Origin of the sequence: Labrys neptuniae (assembly GCF_040797145.1) — a bacterium.
GTDB classification, from domain to species: domain Bacteria; phylum Pseudomonadota; class Alphaproteobacteria; order Rhizobiales; family Labraceae; genus Labrys; species Labrys neptuniae.
On sequence record NZ_JBFNQD010000009.1, the window covers coordinates 89,726 to 106,996 of the forward strand.

The window sequence follows — 17,271 nt, forward strand, 5'->3', positions numbered from 1 at the left end:
GAAGCGGTCCAAGAAGCGGTCCAAGAAGCGGTCTTGGAGGAGCCGGTCTTCGATGCCGTGCTCTATCCCCATCGCTCGCTCGGGCCGCGGGGCTTTCGCAACCTCCTCGTCGTGGTCGGCTGTGCCTCGACGCTGCTTTCCATCCCTTTCTACATGATGGGGGCTTGGCCCGTGGTCGGCTTCTTCGGGCTCGATGTCGGCCTGCTCTATGTGATGTTCAAGCTCAATTATCGCGGGGCGAGGCTGCGCGAACATGTGTTGCTTACGCCCATCAGGCTCTTGTTCTCGCGCATCGATCCCAAGGGGCAGCGCCGGGAATGGGTCTTCAACCCGCGCTGGGTGCGGCTGCAGCGCGACGAGCATGAGGAGTTCGGCGTGATGCGCCTGGCCCTGGTCCAGCGCGGCCGCGAGGTTGAAATCGCCCGTTTCCTGGGGGCCTCCGAGAAGGGCGAATTTGCCGACGCCTTTACCCGGGCTCTCAACAAGGCGCGGCGTGTCTGACGGCCTTGTCGTAGCTTTCGGGTGGGAAGCCCGGTGAAGCAGGTCTATCCAGGGCACAAGTGATGATGCCTGGAGACATCCGATGTCGATAACCCTGCCTGATTTTGCCGAGGTGCCGCTCGCTTCGCCGCTCGCCAATTCCCCCGAGGACTATGATCGCATCCGCAAGGCGGTCGCCTATATCACCAGGAAGGCGCAGCACCAGCCTTCGCTCGAGGACATTGCCGGCCATGTCGGCCTGTCGGTCTCGCATTTCCACCATCTCTTCCGGCGCTGGGCCGGCATCACGCCCAAGGATTTCCTGGCGGCGGTGACGCTCGACCGGGCCCGCGACCTCCTGCGCGATTCCGCCTCGATCCTGGATGCCACCTACGAGCTCGGCCTGTCGGGTCCGGCGCGCTTGCACGATCTGTTCGTGACCCATGAGGCGATGACGCCAGGCTCGTTCAAGACGGGCGGGGCGGGCCTCACCATTTCATATGGCTTCCATCCCTCGCCCTTCGGCACGGCGCTGGTGATGGTGGCACCGCTGGGCCTGGCCGGAGTCGCCTTCGCCGATCCGGGCGAGGAGGCCGTTGCATTGGCCGACATGCGCAAGCGCTGGCCCAATGCGGAGCTGCGCGAGGATTCGATGGTGACGGCCCCCTATGCCGGCCGCATCTTCGATCCGAGCCGGTGGCAGGCCGACAGGCCGCTCAACGTGGTGATGATCGGCACCGATTTCGAAGTCCGCGTCTGGCGCACCTTGCTGAAGATCCCGATGGGGCGGGCCACCACCTATGGCAATATCGCCAGCCATATCGGCAATCCCAAGGCCTCGCGCGCCGTGGGGGCCGCGGTGGGCAGGAATCCGCTGTCCTTCGTGGTGCCCTGCCACCGTGTCATCGGCTGTTCCGGCGAATTGACCGGCTATCACTGGGGCCTCACCCGCAAGCAGGCCATGCTGGGCTGGGAAGGCGGACGGGTGCGCAGCGGGACGGCGTAAGATAAGGAGAGCGCGGACATCTCAGCGACTTGAAGACATGTCGCGATGTCCGCTCTTCCTTTCCGGAAACGTTGCGGTTCCAAGAGCGGACAGGATGTCCGCGCTCCAAGGCCTACGCCAGGCTGCTACGGCCGATCTGGTCGATGCGCTCCACGCCGGTCAGCGTCATCGCCACCCGCATCTCCTTGGCGATGATGTCGAGCAGGTTCTCGACGCCGGCCTGGCCGGCGCTCGCCAGAGCATAGGCGAAGGCACGGCCGAGCATGACGCCCTTGGCCCCCAGGGCCAGCATGCGCACCACGTCGAGGCCGGAGCGCACGCCGGAATCGGCGAGCACGGTCAGCTTGTCGCCGACGGCGTCGGCGATCGCCGGCAAGGCCCTCGCGCTGGAGAGCACGCCGTCGAGCTGGCGTCCGCCATGGTTGGAGACCACGATGCCGTCGGCGCCGAAGGCGACGGCATCACGCGCATCCTCGGGGTCGAGAATGCCCTTGATGATCATCGGTCCCTTCCAGAATTCGCGGATCCATTCGAGATCCGACCAACAGATCGAGGGATCGAAATTCTTGGCGAGCCAGCCGATATAGTCGGCCAGGCCTGTGGGCTTGCCGAGATAGCGCGAGACATTGCCGAGGTCGTGCGGCTTGCCCATCAGCCCGACATCGAGGGCCCATTGCGGCTTGAACATCGACTGCAGGATGCGGCGCTGCGGGCCGAACGGGCCCGACATGCCCGAATGCGGATCGCGATAGCGGGCGCCCGGGGTGGGCATGTCGACGGTGAAGACCAGCGTGGTGATGCCGGCGGCCTGGGCGCGCTCCAGGGCGTTCTTCATGAAGCCGCGGTCGCGCAGCACGTAGAGCTGGAACCAGATCGGGGCGGGGCTGGCCGGCACCACCTCCTCGATCGGGCAGATCGAGACGGTGGAGAGCGTCATAGCGATGCCTTTGGCAGCCGCGGCCTTGGCTACCTGCACCTCGCCGCGGCGGGCCAGCATGCCGGTGATGCCGACGGGGGCGAGGATCACCGGCATGGCGAATTTGCGCCCGAAGATCTCGGTCTCCAGGCTCAGCTTGTCGACATTCTTGAGAATGCGCTGCCTGAGGCTGATCCCTTCGAGATCGCTGACATTGGCCCGCAGCGTGTGCTCGGCATAGGCGCCGCCATCGACATAGTCGAACATGAAGCGCGGCAGCTTGCGCATGGCGGCGGCGCGATAGTCGGAGGGGGAGGCAATGATCATGGGAACGCAGGAAGCCGTAAGGAGATCGTTTCTCTCCGTTTAAGCATTATTGGAGGGGATGGCTATGCCTTCCCCTTCATTTTGTAAGACAAGTGCGCCGGAGCGCGCTTGCTTGCTGGAACCTCAGCCCTTCAGTTCCTGCTTGCTGGCGATGGTGGTATCCGGATTCAGGCGGTAGACGATCGGCACGCCGGTATCGAGCTCGCGCTTGACGATCTCCTCGCCCGTCAGGCCTTCGAGCGCCATGATCAAGGCGCGCAGCGAATTGCCATGGGCGCCGACCAGCACGGTCTTGCCGGCCATCACCTGGGGTTGGATACGGTAGATGTAATAGGGCAGCACGCGCGCGGCCGTATCCTTCAGACTCTCGCCGCCGGGCGGCGGCACATCGTAGGAGCGGCGCCAGATATGCACCTGTTCCTCGCCGAACTTCACCCGCGCCTCGTCCTTGTTGAGGCCGGAGAGATCGCCATAGTCGCGCTCGTTGAGGGCCTGGTCGCGGATGGTCTCGAGGTCTTCCTGGCCGAGTTCGCCGAGAATGATCTTGGTGGTATGCTGGGCGCGCGACAGCACGGAGGTGAAGGCGATGTCGGCCTTGAGCCCGAGCGCCTTGAGGCGACGCCCCGCCTCATGCGCTTCGGCCACGCCCTTCTCCGTCAGGCCGGGATCGCGCCAGCCCGTGAACAGGTTCTTAAGGTTCCAGTCGCTTTGGCCGTGGCGGCAGAGCACGAGAGTGGCGGTCATCAAAGGGGTCCCGTTTCAGGTCGCAATAGGGCTGACATAACCGGGATTGCAATTAATTGCACTGGCCGAATGCGCCGATGACTGGCAAAACGGTCGATGTCGCCGCCGCTGCTTTCTCGTCGGACCGTGTTTCAGGCGGCAGTCCCATCGACGATGTTGTCCGGTTCTCCTCGTGCGTGATCAAACCTCTCCTCTTCGCTATGGCTGGACTACCGGCGCCTGTGCCGCCGCGGCTGCCAAGGCTGCCTTTGCGGCGCTGCTCGGCGGGGAGTTTCCCGATCCGGTCGTCATCACCTTGCCGCGTGGCGAGCAGCCGGCCTTCGCCCTGGCGCGGCACGAAAGGGGCGAGGGCTATGCCTGCGCCACCATCGTCAAGGATGCGGGCGATGATCCCGACGTCACCCACGGTGCCCTGGTCTCCTCGACGGTGCGCCCTGGCGAACCGGGTACCGGGGTTACCTTCCGGGCGGGAGAGGGCGTGGGCACCGTCACGCGGCCGGGCCTGCCCTTGCCGGTGGGTGAGCCGGCCATCAATCCGGGGCCAAGGGGCATGATCGCCGCCGCCATCGCCGAGGTCGCGGCCGCGCATGGCGTTGCCGGGGACGTCGAGGTCACCGTCGCCATCGCCGATGGCGAGGCGATCGCGCGCAAGACCCTGAACGGCCGGCTCGGCATCGTCGGCGGCCTCTCCGTGCTGGGCACGACTGGCATCGTCGTGCCCTTCTCCTGCTCGGCCTGGATCCATTCGATCCATCGCGGCATCGACGTGGCACGCGGGGCCGGGCTTGATCATGTCGCTGGCGCTACCGGTGCCGCTTCGGAAGAGGCCGTGGCCAGGCTCTATGGCCTTCCGGAGATCGCACTGATCGACATGGGGGATTTCGTCGGCGGCATGCTGAAATATCTCAGGGTGCATCCGGTGCCGCGCGTCACCGTGGCCGGCGGCTTTGCCAAGATCACCAAGCTCGGCCAGGGCCTCCTGGATCTCCATTCGCGCGCCGGCCCGGTGGACCTGCGCTGGCTGGCGGAGCGGGTGGAGGAACTGGGCGGCGACGGCGAGACGACCTATCGCGTCTCGCAGGCCAATACCGCGATCGAGGCTCTGGAGATCGCCGGGGAGGCGGGGCTCGATCTGCCGCCCCTGGTGGCGCGGTATGCCTTGAAGACGGCGAAGGCGGTGATGCGCGATGCGGAGATCAGCCTCGACATCGCCATTTTCGATCGTGACGGCCGGCTGTTGGCGCGTGCGGATTGAAGTTCCGACGCGTGAGCTAGGTTGAATATAAGGGCTGTTTTAGCCATGATATTGCAAAATTCAGTTGCAGAAGTGTCGTTTTAATCGGGATTTTCGCGACTACTATTTGTGATAGGGATTCTTGATTGTCAGATTGGTTTGATTTGGTTCCCGGCTGGTTGGGTCGCAAACTGAAGCCCGAAGACGGGGCGCCACTTCAAGATATTGACGCCGCCGTCAAAAAGATCGCCGCACAGGGTTTTTCTGTGCCTGCGGCATTACGCGCGCTGCATTTGCGCTTAGGGGCTTGCAAGCCATTAATGCGCGGGTTCAATCGCTTCGTTGCGCCATCGGCATGGAAAGTCCTCGATGGCCACCTGCTGTTTCTCGATGAAAATCAGGATGTGTGTCAATGGATACTAGATGCCGACAGTCGGGTATGGATGGTAGTCAATGAAGAACGACATCCTGAAGAGCTGACATTGGGTGACTTCCTTGCTGTCGTCTTGCCTTACCAGTTGGCGCAGGGTGGATGGCCTTGCACGGCAGACATGGTATTGCCATTGGCCGATGCTACAGCTGTGCGGCAGAAGATCGCGATTGAATTGGGTTGGCCGGAAATCGTTCGCCACAATGGTTTGACGATCTACGGTAAGGATGCGTCAATGTTGTGGTGGTTGGACCCGGCACGCGACGATACTGACCAGCATTTGTTCGTGAGCTGCCTGCACCAATCTGATCTCGACGATTTATGTTCACGCTTTGGCTTTGCGGACCTTGGGTGAGGATGCCATGGTTCATCGAGCGGCTCGCATAGGCGGTTCGGCCTGTCGCGCAATTCCCGATTTTTGCGACGCACGGCCCACCCTTTGAAATCCCAGTACAATTCCTGTTGCAAAAGTCGGTTGCAAAAGCCCCATTTTGCGAGGGATTTTCGCAGCATCCGATAACGAACTCCGTGTGGCGGACATTGACCCGTGACCAAATACCGGCCTCAGCCGTGGCCGGTATTGGTGATGATGCAGTTGAGGAACTTCACATAGGAGCCCAGGCCGGTGCGCGGAGCGGGCTGGTTGCGGGCAAAGCAGCGGTCCTGCACCTCGGCGGCGGGCGGCGCGCGCCAGATTCGGCGCAACTGGTTGTAGGACATGATTTCCTGCGTTTCGCAGTTCTGGACCATCACGGCATTTCCCTTGCCGAGCTGCTGGCAGAACAGCTTGTACTGGTAGACCGGCAAGGTGGTGGCCTGGGCGGGCTGGGCCCCCGCGCAGAAGGCGGACAGGCAGAGCAAGAGAGCGGCGAAACCGGACGCCGGACGCTTCATGATGGTATTCCTCGACCAAAAGGGCGTTGCCAAAAGGGCATCGCTCGGTCTGCTTACCGTGCCGGTGTTAAAAAAACGTCGCCGGGCGCCATGTAGCGTCCTCTTGATCAAGCCGCAGGCTCGAGCAAGAGGACGCTACAAGATTTCAAATATTCTGCTTGCTGGGCAAGGTCGGGAATTGGGCATTCGCCGGCCGCGCCTGCCTTCTGAATAGGCTTGCCTAGTCGGCAGGCATGTCGGTACGCTGTGCATGTTTCTTGATCGGGGGTCCCATCTTGTCGATCGTTGCCGCCCTCTATCACCGCACGACCTATGACTATGACCGTCCGGTGATCCTGTCTCCCCAGATCATCCGGCTCCGGCCCGCTCCTCATTCCCGAACGCGTATCGTCAGCTATGCGCTGAAGGTCGAGCCTGCTCAACATTTCATCAACTGGCAGCAGGATCCGCACGGCAATTGGCTCGCCCGCTTCGTGTTTCCGGAACCGGCGACCCGTTTCCAGATCGAGGTCGACCTCGTTGCCGATTTTTCGGTGATCAATCCCTTCGATTTCTTCGTGGAGGACTACGCCACCCATCTGCCCTTCGCCTATCCGGCCGAGCTGGCGCATGAGCTCGCGCCCTATCTGGAGATCGAGCCGGCAGGAGAGGGGCTCGCTGCCTTCATGGCCTCGATCGACATGGGTGGCCAGCAGGTCGTCGATTTCCTCGTCGGGCTCAACCAGCGCCTGCAGAGCGAAGTCGCCTATACGATCCGTATGGAGCCGGGCGTGCAAAGCCCGGAGGAGACGCTGGCGTTGCGCTCGGGCTCCTGCCGCGACAGCGCCTGGCTGCTGGTGCAGGTCCTGCGCCGGCTCGGCCTCGCCGCGCGTTTCGTCTCCGGCTATTCGATCCAGCTCACCCATGATCTCAAGGCGCTCGACGGCCCGCGCGGCGTCGATGCCGATTTCGCCGACCTGCATGCCTGGGCCGAGGTCTATCTGCCGGGTGCGGGCTGGATCGGCATGGATGCCACCTCCGGGCTGCTCACCGGCGAAGGTCACATCCCGCTGGCGGCGACGCCTCATTATGCCTCGGCGGCCCCGATCAGCGGCTCGCTGAGCGCGGCCGGGCCCGTCAAGACCGAATTCTCCTTCGAGATGCCAGTGCGGCGCATCGCCGAATCCCCGCGCGTGACCTTCCCCTTCTCCGATGAGAGCTGGCGCGAGCTCGATGCGCTGGGCCAGGAGGTCGAGGCCGATCTCGTCGGCCAGGACGTGCGCCTGACGCTGGGCGGTGAGCCCACTTTCGTCTCCATCGACGACTATCAGGGTGAGGAGTGGAACACCGGTGCGGTCGGCCCGACCAAGCGCGGCCTTGCCGACAGTTTGATCCGCCGCCTGCGCACGGCCTTCGCGCCCGGCGGGTTCCTGCATTACGGCCAGGGCAAATGGTATCCCGGCGAATCCCTGCCGCGCTGGGCCTTCGCGCTCTACTGGCGCAAGGACGGCCAGCCGATCTGGCGCAACGCCGAGCTGATCGCCCGCGAACCGAAGCCGGCGGGCGGGCCGAACGGCAAGCATCCGATCCGCAAGGTCTTCGATCCCGAGCCGATGCGCATCCTGGCCGGGGGCGTGGCGGAGCGCCTGGGCATCGAGCCCGACTTTGCCGTGCCGGCCTATGAGGATGCTGCCCACTGGATTCTGCAGGAGGGCCAGCTACCCGACAATGTCGATCCGATGGAGTCGAAGCTCGCCAATCCCGAGGACCGCGCCCGCATCGCCCGTGTCTTCGATCGCGGGCTCGACCAGCCGGCTGCCTATGTCCTGCCCGTGCAGCGCTGGAACGCGGAGCGGCGCGATGGCTGGGTCAGCGAACTCTGGCGCATGCGCAGGGGGCACCTGTTCCTGGTACCTGGCGATTCGCCGGCCGGCTACCGGCTGCCGCTGTCGAGCCTGCCCCACGTCCCGCCCGCCGCCTTTCCGCATGTGCATGCAGCCGATCCGATCGTGCCGCGCGGCCAGTTGCCGGACCGATCGGAGCTGTCGCGCCAGTTCCGGCGCATCGACGCCAACAAGGAGGGCAGCCTCAAGCAGCAGACGCAGGTCGGCCAGGAGTTCGGCACCGGCGTGGTGCGCACGGCGATGACCTTCGAAATCCGCGACGGCGTTTTATGCGTGTTCATGCCGCCGGTGGCCGGCGTCCAGGATTATCTCGAATTGCTCGCCGCCGTCGAGGAGACGGCCGAGGCCAGCGGCCTGACCGTGCATATCGAAGGCTACCCCCCGCCTTATGATCCACGCATCCAGGTGATCAAGGTCACGCCCGATCCCGGCGTGATCGAGGTCAATATCCAGCCTGGCGCCTCCTGGGCCGAGACGGTGGCGATCACCTCCACCATCTATGAGGAGGCCAGGCTCAGCCGGCTCGGCGCGGACAAGTTCATGATCGACGGTCGCCATGTCGGCACCGGCGGCGGCAACCATGTCGTGCTCGGCGGCGTTACGCCCGCCGACAGCCCCTTCCTCCGGCGGCCGGACCTGCTCAAGAGCATCGTGCTCTACTGGCAGCGCCATCCTTCGCTGTCCTATCTATTCTCGGGATTGTTCATCGGGCCGACCAGCCAGGCGCCGCGCATCGACGAGGCCCGGCATGACAGCCTCTACGAACTCGAGATCGCCATGGAGCGAATCAGGGGGCCGCATATCGGCAGGCCCGCCGACAACCCGCCGCCCTGGCTGGTCGATCGCCTCTTCCGCAACCTCCTGGTCGACGTCTCCGGCAATACCCATCGTGCCGAGATCTGCATCGACAAGCTCTATTCGCCGGATTCGGCCACGGGCCGTCTCGGCCTGATCGAGTTCCGCTCCTTCGAGATGCCGCCGGACTATCGCATGTCGCTGGCCCAGCAGCTTCTGCTGCGGGCCCTGATCGCCTGGTTCTGGCGCGAGCCGCAGGAGGGCTCCTTCGTGCGCTGGGGCAGCCAGCTGCATGACCGCTTCATGCTGCCCCATTTCGTCTGGGCCGATTTCCAGGACGTGCTCGCCGATCTCGCCCGCGCCGGCTATGCCTTCGATCCGGTGTGGTACCAGGCTCAGCTCGAATTCCGCTTCCCGTTCTACGGCAAGGTCGATTATGAAGGGGTGAGCCTGGAAGTGCGCCAGGCCCTCGAGCCTTGGCATGTGCTGGGCGAGGAGGGCTTTGCCGGGGGAACGGTGCGATACGTGGATAGTTCAACCGAGCGGCTGCAGGTCAAGGTCGAGGGCTTCAATCCGGCCCGCCATGTCATCGCCTGCAATGGCCGGCGCCTGCCGATGAACGCCACCGGCCGGGCCGGGGAGGCCGTTGCCGGCGTACGCTTCAAGGCCTGGCAGCCTGCCTCCGGCCTGCACCCGACCATCCCGGTGCATGCACCGTTGACCTTCGATGTCATCGACACCTGGTCGAACCGCTCGCTCGGTGGCTGCACCTATCATGTCGCCCATCCGGGCGGGCGCAATTACGAGACCTTCCCGGTCAACGCCTATGAGGCACAGGCCCGGCGCCTCGCCCGCTTCCAGCCCATCGGCCACACGCCGGGCTGGCCGGCGGTTCCGTCCGAGGAAAGCAATGGGGAGTTTCCCTTCACCCTCGACCTGCGCAGGGCGGTTCGATGAGGGGGAGAAAGACAGCGGATGTTTTTCTTGGCGGATTGGATGCATTCACCCTTCTTCCCTTGTGGGAGAAGGGATCTTGTTCTGACAGGCTGGTCTTCCTGAGCCGCATTCACTGTGCTGGGCTGCCCTGATGCTCGCCCGGTCCCGCAATCCCGGTCTGCGTTCCCTGCTCGCGGACTATCGGCCCTTGCCCGGTGTTGCCGACGAGTTGATGACCGCGGCGGGGGAGGTGCGTCCGCACTGGCTGCCGGTGCTCAACGAAATGGCACGCTACCGGCCCGCCGTCGTCTCGCAGCGCTTTGCGGTTGCCGATCGCCAGATCAAGAATTCCGGCGTCTATTACCGCGTCTACGACACGCCGGACGGGCGCGACCGGCCCTGGCCCCTCGCCCATGTGCCGCTGGTGATCCCCGATGCCGAATGGCGCGGCATCGAGGCGGGTATCGCGCAGCGAGCACAACTGCTCGAAACCGTGCTGTCGGACCTCTACGGGCCGGCCACGCTGGTGCGGGATGGTGCGCTGCCGGCCGCGGTGATCGCCGGCAATCCCGATTTCCAGCGCGCCGTGGCCGGCAGCACGCCGCTCGGCGGCGAGCACTTGGTCATCTATGCCGCCGATCTCGGGCGGGGACCCGATGGTCGCTGGTGGGTGCTCAAGGACCGCGCCCAGGCTCCTTCCGGCATGGGGTACGCGCTGGAGAACCGACTCGCCATCTCGGCCGCATTGCCGGCTCTCTACCGCGACATGCAGGTCGAGCGGCTGGCAGGCTTCTTCCAGGCCATGCGCTCCACTCTCGCCGCCAAGGCCGGGCGGGAGGGATCGCGCATCGGCTTGCTGACGCCGGGGCCCGCCAACGAGACCTATTTCGAACACGCCTATCTCGCCCGCTATCTCGGTCTGCTGCTGGTGGAGGGCGCCGATCTCACCGTGCAGGACGGCACGGTCTATGTCCGCACCATCGAGGGACTGAAACGCATCGATGCCCTGGTGCGGCGCCTCGACGCCGACTTTGCCGATCCGCTCGAACTCAATGCCGGTTCGCGGCTCGGCGTGCCTGGCCTGGTCCAGGCCGTCCGGCAGGGTTCGGTTGCCCTGGCCAACAGCCTGGGGGCCGGCCTGGTCGAGGCGCCGGCCATGCTGGCTTTCATGCCGGCTCTGGCGCGCCGGCTCACCGGCAGCGATCTCATCCTCCCGAATGTCGCCACCTGGTGGTGCGGCGAGGCCGGGGCACGCGAGGAGGTCCTGCGCGATTTCGAACGGTTGGCAGTCCTGCCGGCTTTCACGCGCGAGGTCGCCGGCCTGACGCGCGGCGGCGCGAGCGCCGTGGCCGACCTGGATAAAAAGGGCCAGGCACGCCTGCGCGATGTCGTGAAGGCCCATCCCCTCGAGGTGGTGGCCCAGGAAGTCGTCAGGCTCTCGACCATGCCGGTCTGGAACGGCAAGCGCCTGGAACCGCACCCCTTCACGCTGCGGGTCTACGCCGTCGCGACGCCGGAGGGCTGGAAGGTGATGCGCGGCGGCTTCTGCCGTGTCGGCGACAGCAATGACCCGCGTGCCCTGTCGATGCAGTTTGGCGGGCGTTCCGCCGATGCCTGGGTGACGTCGGAACGGCCTGTCGATCATGTCAGCCTGTTGCCGGCGCCCGGCAAGGTGGCAATCAAGCGCAGCCTCGGCCATCTGCCGAGCCGGGCGGCCGACAATCTGTTCTGGCTCGGGCGCTATCTCGAGCGCGCCGAGGCGACCCTGCGCGTCGTGCGGGCCGTGGGCGAGATCGCGGCGGAAGCCGACGAGGAGGTCGTCGCCGCCACGCAGCGCCTCACCGACCTGCTGGTCGCCTGGGGAGCGGCCAAGAATTGGGGAGCTGCCAAGAGCGAGAAGGCGGAGCCTGCCGCCTCCCGCAGAGCCGCCAAGGCGCCGGTCGAGCCGGTTGCGATCGCCGAAGGCATCCTGCGCGACGTGCTCGACGGTGAGGAATATGGCGGCATGCCCGCTTTGATCGGCGCGGCGGCGCGCACCGCTTCCGCCATTCGCGAAAGGCTGTCGCGTGATGCGACACAGGCCATCGCCGATCTCGGCGCCATGGTGGTTGGCGATCGCAACCTGCCGTCGGCCGACAGGGCGGATCGCTATCTGCACACGCTGGCGGCGCTGTCAGGCCTTGCCCATGAGAACATGAACCAGCTCTCGGGCTGGCGTTTCCTGCGCATCGGGCATCATATCGAACGCTCCATCCAGACCTGCCGCCTTGCCCGCCGCCTGGCCGACGAGAGCGCCAGCGCCGACATGCTCGACGCCCTGCTGCGCGTGACGGACAGCCGCATCACCTATCGGGCCCGCTATCTGATGGGAACGCTGCGCCTGCCGGTACTCGATCTCGTCCTGCTCGACGACGGCAATCCCCGCTCGGTCGCCTATCAGATCATTCACGCTGCCGAGCATCTTGCGGCCCTGCCTCGTACGTCTAGGGACGGCGAAGTGGACGCGCTCACCCGCGCCATCCGGCTGATGCGGGCGGAGATCGAGACGACGCAGGCCGCCGACGTCGACGACCGCCTGATTCTTGGTTTGGAAAACCGGCTGCTCGCTTTGTCCTCGGAGTTGTCGGCCCGCTATTTCAACCAGGACGAAGCCATGGCCGAGATCGCCGAGGGGCTGGGGTGATGGTAGGGCAAACATCACCCCGGACAAAAGGCTAACGGATAGGGCGCTACGCCGGGTGTCCCCCTCGCCCCGTTCTTACGGGGAGAGGGCAGGGGTGAGGGGCAGCGCAAAGGATTCTTATCGTGCGTAGTGCTGATCCACCGATCCATGGCCATGCTCAACGGCTGCGCCGGCAGGCGCCGAAGGCCGAACGACTCTTATGGGCGAACCTGAGAAATCGCGGACTCGCCGGACACAAATTCGTTCGCCAATTGCCGCTGGGATCTTATTTTGTGGATTTTGCCTGCCGCGAATCGCGGCTGATCATCGAGATCGACGGAGCAACGCATTCGACGGACGAAGAGAGAGTGCGTGATCAGGGGCGCGAGCGATATCTGAAAGCACAAGGTTATCGCATTTTGCGTGTGCAAAATGCTGATATTTACGAGAGTGTCGATGGTGTGTGCGAACTCATTTTGGCGACGATTTGACATGAATTTTCGGATCGGCCACGCCGCCCCTCACCCTTACCCTCTCCCCGTAAGAACGGGGCGAGGGGGCTCAGATGTCGCGTTTGAAATTGGAGGTGGTTCGTCTCGCCCGACGGTTGGGCAAGATGGTATCTCTCAGAGCATGGCGGCGCATTGGAAGTCCCCTCGCCCCGTTCTTACGGGGAGAGGGTAAGGGTGAGGGGCGTCGTCGCCCATAGATGAATTCTGCTTGCATTTTCCGATGAGTTCCGCCGTGCTCTATCTCATCCGCCACACCACGACCTATCTCTACCGCACCGAAGTCGCGGCGGCTCGCTGCACGTTGCACCTCCAGCCTGAGACCGGTGGCAATCAGCGGGTGTTCTCGGCCCAGCTCACCATCGCCCCCAAGCCGCTGGAGCAGACCGAGGCGGTCGACTTCTTCGGCAACCGCACCACCCATGTCCGCTTTGCCGGCACGGCTACCCGGCATCGCTTCGAGTCGCGCGTGCGCATCGAGGTCCAGCCTCGCGAGACGCCCCATGCCCTGCTGACTCCATCCTGGGGTGAGGTCACCCAGAGCGCGCTGCTGGTGCCCGACCTCTGCGGTTCGGCGCCGGCACATTATCTGTTCGCCAGCCGTTTCGTACCGCTGCTCGCGGAGGCGCGCGACTACGCGCTTGTCTCCTTCGAACCGGGACGCCCGGTGCTCGATGGAGCGATCGAGATGATGAAGCGCATCCATCGCGATTTCGTCTATGATCCCAACGCCACCGATATTTCGACCCCGCTCGACGTGGTGGCCCGCACGCGCCACGGTGTCTGCCAGGACTTCGCGCATTGGATGTTGGCGGGACTGCGTGCGATCGGTATTCCCGCCGCCTATGTTTCGGGTTATCTGCGAACCCATCCGCCGCCCGGCCAGGAACGGCTGGTGGGAGCGGATGCCAGCCATGCCTGGGTTTCGGTATGGTGCGGCGCCGGGCTCGGCTGGGTCGATCTCGATCCGACCAATGCGGTGCCCGCGAATGAGGACCATGTGCGCGTCGCAGTCGGGCGCGATTATGCCGATGTCGCCCCGGTGGACGGCGTCGTCGTCGCTTCGGCCGGGCACAGCCTGCGCGTCTCCGTGGATGTCGCGCCGTTAGGATGATCGAAATGACTGCCAGGATCGGAATTCTGACCATCTCGGATCGCGCCAGCGCCGGGATCTACGAAGACAAGAGCGGCCCGGCCATCGCCGGCTTCATGCAACGTGTGCTGACCTCGCCCTGGGAGCCGGTGGTGCGGGTCATCGCCGACGAGCAGGACCTGATCGAGCGGACGCTGATCGAACTCGCCGACGAGGCGGGTTGTTGCCTCGTCTGCACCACCGGCGGCACGGGCCCGGCCCGGCGCGACGTTACGCCGGAAGCCACCGAGGCGGTGTGTGCCAAGATGATGCCGGGCTTCGGCGAACTGATGCGCCAGGAAAGCCTGAAATATGTGCCGACCGCCATCCTGTCGCGCCAGACGGCGGGCATTCGCGGCCGGAGCCTGATCGTCAACCTGCCGGGCAAGCCGGCCTCGATCGAGCAATGCCTGATGGCGGTCTTCCCCGCCATCCCCTATTGCATCGACCTGATCGAAGGTCCGCGGCTGGAGACGGATCCGGCTCTCTGCAAGGCGTTCAGGCCCGGTGGCTGATCGGCAGGCCGGACCCAGCAAGGAGCAAGGCCATGTTCAGCCATGTCACGGTCGGCGTCGGCGACCTCAAGCGCGCTGCTCGCTTCTACGATGCCCTGCTGGCGCCGCTCGGGCTGCGCCAGCGCCCCGTCACGCCCGATGATGGCCCAGACGCCCGCTGCTGGGTCGACCCCACCAGGCCGTTACCGCGCTTTTATGCCTACAATCCCTTCGACCGTCACCCCGCCACGGTCGGCAATGGCAGCATGGTCGCCTTCCAGGCCGCTTCGCCCGAGGCGGTCGACGCCGCCTATGCCGGTGGCATGGCGGCCGGTGGCGCCGACGAGGGGCAGCCAGGCGAAAGGCCGCATTACGGCAAGGGCTATTACGGTGCCTATCTGCGCGATCCCGATGGCAACAAGATCCATATTGTCTATCGTGGCGACTTGATTGCGCCATAGAGAAAATTGCGATTCGAAGAGATCGAGATTTTCTCTAATCCTTTGTTTTGACGCATTTTCTTAATCGAAAAGTCGATCGACTTTTCTCGAAAATGCTTTGACCGCCCGGAGCCAATAGTCGTGTTCAAGCCGCATGCGGGGCCGGGGCCTATCCGGATCGATTTCCTGCTGGTGCCGCAATTCTCGATGATGGCGTTCTCGGCTGCCGTCGAGCCTTTGCGCGTCGCCAACCGCATGGCCAGGCGGCAGGTCTTCGACTGGCGGGCCTGGTCGATGGATGGCGAGCCGGTCAAGGCTTCCAATGGCTGGCCGATCCCAGTGGGAGGCGCTCTGCCCTCCAGCGGCGACATTCCTACCTTGATCGTCTGCTCCAGCTTCGAGCCGGAGCACTATGCCAGCAAGGCGATGCTGGCTCGCTTGCGCCATCTCGCGCGCCGCGGCACCGAGATCGGCGCACTCGATACCGGGGCTTGGATCCTCGCTGCAGCCGGTCTGCTCAGTGGCGGCAAGGTCACCATGCATTGGGAGGCGGCGCCCGGCTTCGCCGAAGCCTTTCCGGACATCGAGATCAGCGAGGCCCTGTTCGAGGTGTCGGCCAAGCATTTCACCTGTGCCGGCGGCACGGCGGCGCTCGACCTGATGCTCGACATGATCGCCCGCCAATATGGGCAGGCCCTGGCGGTGGCCGTGTCCGAGCAGTTCATCCACGACAGGCTGCGCCCGCGCCACGACCGCCAGCGCATGAGCCTGCCCAAGCGGCTGGGGGTCGCCAATGGCAAGCTGATCCGCGTGGTGGCGGCGATGGAGGCCAATCTGGAGACGCCGCTCGACGCCAAGGCCCTTGCCGCCCTGTCCGGTGTCTCCGCCCGGCAGCTCGAACGCCTGTTCCGGGCGGAGCTCAAGGATTCACCGGCCAATTACTATCTGCAGCTCAGGTTGCAGCGCGCCCGCCTGCTTTTGCGCCAGACCGACATGAGCGTGATGGAGATCGCCATGGCCTGCGGCTATTCCTCCGCATCATGTCTTTCGCGATCCTATCGCGCGCATTTTGCGATAACGCCGCGCGAAGATCGGCGGGAAGGCGAAAATCCCGGCGTTCAAAAGCGCTGACCATGCCGGGACGGGCATGTTGCCGGCCGCCCCTGGCCTGCCGAGTCAGGGCTTGAGCAACTTCCCGATGACCTTTGCGGTATAATCGACCATTGGCACCACGCGGGCATAGTTCAGCCGCGTCGGCCCGATCACGCCGAGCACGCCCACGATCTTCTGGTTGGCATCGCGGAAGGGTGCGGCGATCATCGAGGAGCCCGAGAGCGAGAACAGTTTGTTCTCCGAGCCGATGAAGATGCGCACGCCGTCGCCGCCCTCGGCACGGCCGAGCAGGTCGATCAGGTCCTTCTTGGCCTCGATGTCGGCAAAGAGCAGGCGGATGCGCTCCAGGTCTTCGCCGGCATGCAGGTCTTCCAGGAGATTGGCCTGGCCGCGCACGATGAGCTGCTGCGGCATGTCGGAAGGGCCGCCGCTCCAGCTTGCCAGGCCGGTATTGATCAGCTTGGTGGTGAGATCGTCGAGTTCCGCGCGCCCGGCGTCGAGGGCGCTGCTCATCTCGCGCTTGAGGTCCTCGATCGTCTTGCCGCGAGCGCGGGCGTTGAGATAGTTGGAGGCCTCCACCAGCGCCGATGTCGGCAGGCCGGCCGGCACGGTGATGACCCGGTTTTCCACCGCGCCTTCCTCTGAGACCAGGATGACCAGGGCCTGGGTGGGTTCGAGGCGTACGAATTCGATATGCTTCAGCCGCTGGTCGCGCTTGCCGGTGACGACCACGCCGGCACCGCGCGACAGGCCGGACAGGGTGGCCGAGGCCTCGATCAGCACGTCCTCGAGGGAGCGCGAGGATGTCCTTGCCCGGATCTGCGCGTCGATCTGGGCGCGGTCCTGCGCGGCGAGGTCGCCGAATTCCAGCATGGCGTCGACGAAGAAGCGCAAGCCGAGTTCGGTCGGCAGCCGCCCGGCGCTGGTATGCGGCGCCTGGATCAGGCCGAGCACCTCCAGGTCCTGCATGACATTGCGCACCGACGCGGGCGACAGCGAGGTGGGCAGCAGGCGCGAAATGTTGCGGGAGCCGACGGGCTCCCCGGTCGCAAGATAGGAATCGACGATCTGACGGAATATCTCGCGCGAGCGTTCGTTCAGCTGGGCAAGTTCACTCGAAGGAATGGTCGGCGTCACAGCGGACAAGGTCTGTCTCCTCGACGCTAATGTGACGAGCATTCGGCGATTGTTCAATGGTGGAATTGTAGTTTCCGCAGCGCTATGCAGATTCCTCCTTCGTTCAAGTTTCGCCTCTAGTCTCGTCAGCGCAAGGAGA

15 protein-coding genes are annotated in these 17,271 nt (G+C 64.9%); 11 read left to right on the forward strand and 4 right to left on the reverse strand.

Going from position 1 to position 17,271, the window contains the following annotated elements; translation table 11 throughout:
• The first annotated feature begins 33 nt into the window (after positions 1-33).
• The gene (locus tag ABXS05_RS23170) at positions 34-501 is read left to right on the forward strand and encodes a DUF2244 domain-containing protein (RefSeq protein WP_311938610.1); all 468 of its coding nucleotides are present in this window, start codon (positions 34-36) and stop codon (positions 499-501) included.
• 82 nt (positions 502-583) lie between these two features.
• Complete coding sequence (locus ABXS05_RS23175) at positions 584-1,486, forward strand: methylated-DNA--[protein]-cysteine S-methyltransferase (RefSeq protein ID WP_367625533.1); 903 nt, start codon at positions 584-586, stop codon at positions 1,484-1,486.
• A gap of 112 nt (positions 1,487-1,598) precedes the next feature.
• On the opposite strand, the gene lldD is transcribed toward ABXS05_RS23175, so the two are convergent.
• Entirely contained in the window at positions 1,599-2,729 is a 1,131-nt protein-coding gene (lldD, locus tag ABXS05_RS23180; protein ID WP_311943633.1) for an FMN-dependent L-lactate dehydrogenase LldD, read from the reverse strand.
• A gap of 123 nt (positions 2,730-2,852) precedes the next feature.
• A complete protein-coding gene (locus ABXS05_RS23185) occupies positions 2,853-3,473 on the reverse strand; it encodes a 2,3-bisphosphoglycerate-dependent phosphoglycerate mutase (RefSeq protein WP_311943636.1) in 621 nt (206 codons plus the stop codon).
• A 172-nt stretch (positions 3,474-3,645) separates the two neighbouring features.
• On the opposite strand from ABXS05_RS23185, the gene ABXS05_RS23190 reads away from it, so the two are divergent.
• Both ABXS05_RS23190 and ABXS05_RS23195 read left to right on the forward strand, forming a co-directional pair.
• A complete protein-coding gene (locus ABXS05_RS23190) occupies positions 3,646-4,728 on the forward strand; it encodes a cobalt-precorrin-5B (C(1))-methyltransferase (protein ID WP_367625534.1) in 1,083 nt (360 codons plus the stop codon).
• Positions 4,729-4,853: 125 nt separating this feature from the next.
• Entirely contained in the window at positions 4,854-5,492 is a 639-nt protein-coding gene (locus ABXS05_RS23195) for a hypothetical protein (RefSeq protein WP_367625535.1), read from the forward strand.
• A 209-nt stretch (positions 5,493-5,701) separates the two neighbouring features.
• On the opposite strand, the gene ABXS05_RS23200 is transcribed toward ABXS05_RS23195, so the two are convergent.
• Positions 5,702-6,031 carry a hypothetical protein gene (locus ABXS05_RS23200; protein ID WP_311943640.1) on the reverse strand — a complete coding sequence of 110 codons (330 nt, stop codon included), beginning with the start codon at positions 6,029-6,031 and terminating at the stop codon, positions 5,702-5,704.
• Positions 6,032-6,306: 275 nt separating this feature from the next.
• On the opposite strand from ABXS05_RS23200, the gene ABXS05_RS23205 reads away from it, so the two are divergent.
• From ABXS05_RS23205 to ABXS05_RS23235, 7 genes are all read left to right on the forward strand, one after another.
• Positions 6,307-9,666, forward strand: a complete 3,360-nt coding sequence (locus tag ABXS05_RS23205) for a transglutaminase family protein (RefSeq protein ID WP_367625536.1) — start codon at positions 6,307-6,309, stop codon at positions 9,664-9,666.
• A 130-nt stretch (positions 9,667-9,796) separates the two neighbouring features.
• The gene (locus tag ABXS05_RS23210) at positions 9,797-12,328 is read left to right on the forward strand and encodes a circularly permuted type 2 ATP-grasp protein (protein WP_311943644.1); all 2,532 of its coding nucleotides are present in this window, start codon (positions 9,797-9,799) and stop codon (positions 12,326-12,328) included.
• A 122-nt stretch (positions 12,329-12,450) separates the two neighbouring features.
• Positions 12,451-12,798, forward strand: coding sequence for an endonuclease domain-containing protein (locus ABXS05_RS23215; protein ID WP_367625537.1), 348 nt, complete (start codon positions 12,451-12,453; stop codon positions 12,796-12,798).
• A gap of 241 nt (positions 12,799-13,039) precedes the next feature.
• Complete coding sequence (locus tag ABXS05_RS23220) at positions 13,040-13,930, forward strand: transglutaminase family protein (protein ID WP_367625538.1); 891 nt, start codon at positions 13,040-13,042, stop codon at positions 13,928-13,930.
• Between the two features lie 5 nt (positions 13,931-13,935).
• A complete protein-coding gene (gene mog / locus ABXS05_RS23225; RefSeq protein ID WP_311943651.1) occupies positions 13,936-14,463 on the forward strand; it encodes a molybdopterin adenylyltransferase in 528 nt (175 codons plus the stop codon).
• Positions 14,464-14,495: 32 nt separating this feature from the next.
• Positions 14,496-14,903, forward strand: coding sequence for a VOC family protein (locus ABXS05_RS23230; protein ID WP_311943653.1), 408 nt, complete (start codon positions 14,496-14,498; stop codon positions 14,901-14,903).
• A gap of 120 nt (positions 14,904-15,023) precedes the next feature.
• Positions 15,024-16,013 (forward strand): GlxA family transcriptional regulator, encoded by a 990-nt coding sequence (locus tag ABXS05_RS23235; protein ID WP_311943655.1) that lies wholly within the window; start codon positions 15,024-15,026, stop codon positions 16,011-16,013.
• A 45-nt stretch (positions 16,014-16,058) separates the two neighbouring features.
• Here the strand turns inward: ABXS05_RS23235 and hrcA are convergent, their stop codons facing one another.
• On the reverse strand, positions 16,059-17,132 hold the full coding sequence (hrcA, locus tag ABXS05_RS23240; protein ID WP_376717768.1) for a heat-inducible transcriptional repressor HrcA: 1,074 nt from the start codon (positions 17,130-17,132) through the stop codon (positions 16,059-16,061).
• Between the last annotated feature and the right edge of the window lie 139 nt (positions 17,133-17,271).

Excerpts from the sequence above, each read along its gene's own strand:
- ABXS05_RS23175 (WP_367625533.1), top strand. The coding sequence starts at position 584 with ATGTCGATAACCCTGCCTGATTTTGCCGAGGTGCCGCTCGCTTCGCCG.
- lldD (WP_311943633.1), bottom strand. The coding sequence starts at position 2,729 with ATGATCATTGCCTCCCCCTCCGACTATCGCGCCGCCGCCATGCGCAAG.
- ABXS05_RS23185 (WP_311943636.1), bottom strand. The coding sequence starts at position 3,473 with ATGACCGCCACTCTCGTGCTCTGCCGCCACGGCCAAAGCGACTGGAAC.
- ABXS05_RS23200 (WP_311943640.1), bottom strand. The coding sequence starts at position 6,031 with ATGAAGCGTCCGGCGTCCGGTTTCGCCGCTCTCTTGCTCTGCCTGTCC.
- ABXS05_RS23210 (WP_311943644.1), top strand. The coding sequence starts at position 9,797 with ATGCTCGCCCGGTCCCGCAATCCCGGTCTGCGTTCCCTGCTCGCGGAC.
- ABXS05_RS23220 (WP_367625538.1), top strand. The coding sequence starts at position 13,040 with ATGAGTTCCGCCGTGCTCTATCTCATCCGCCACACCACGACCTATCTC.
- mog (WP_311943651.1), top strand. The coding sequence starts at position 13,936 with ATGACTGCCAGGATCGGAATTCTGACCATCTCGGATCGCGCCAGCGCC.
- ABXS05_RS23230 (WP_311943653.1), top strand. The coding sequence starts at position 14,496 with ATGTTCAGCCATGTCACGGTCGGCGTCGGCGACCTCAAGCGCGCTGCT.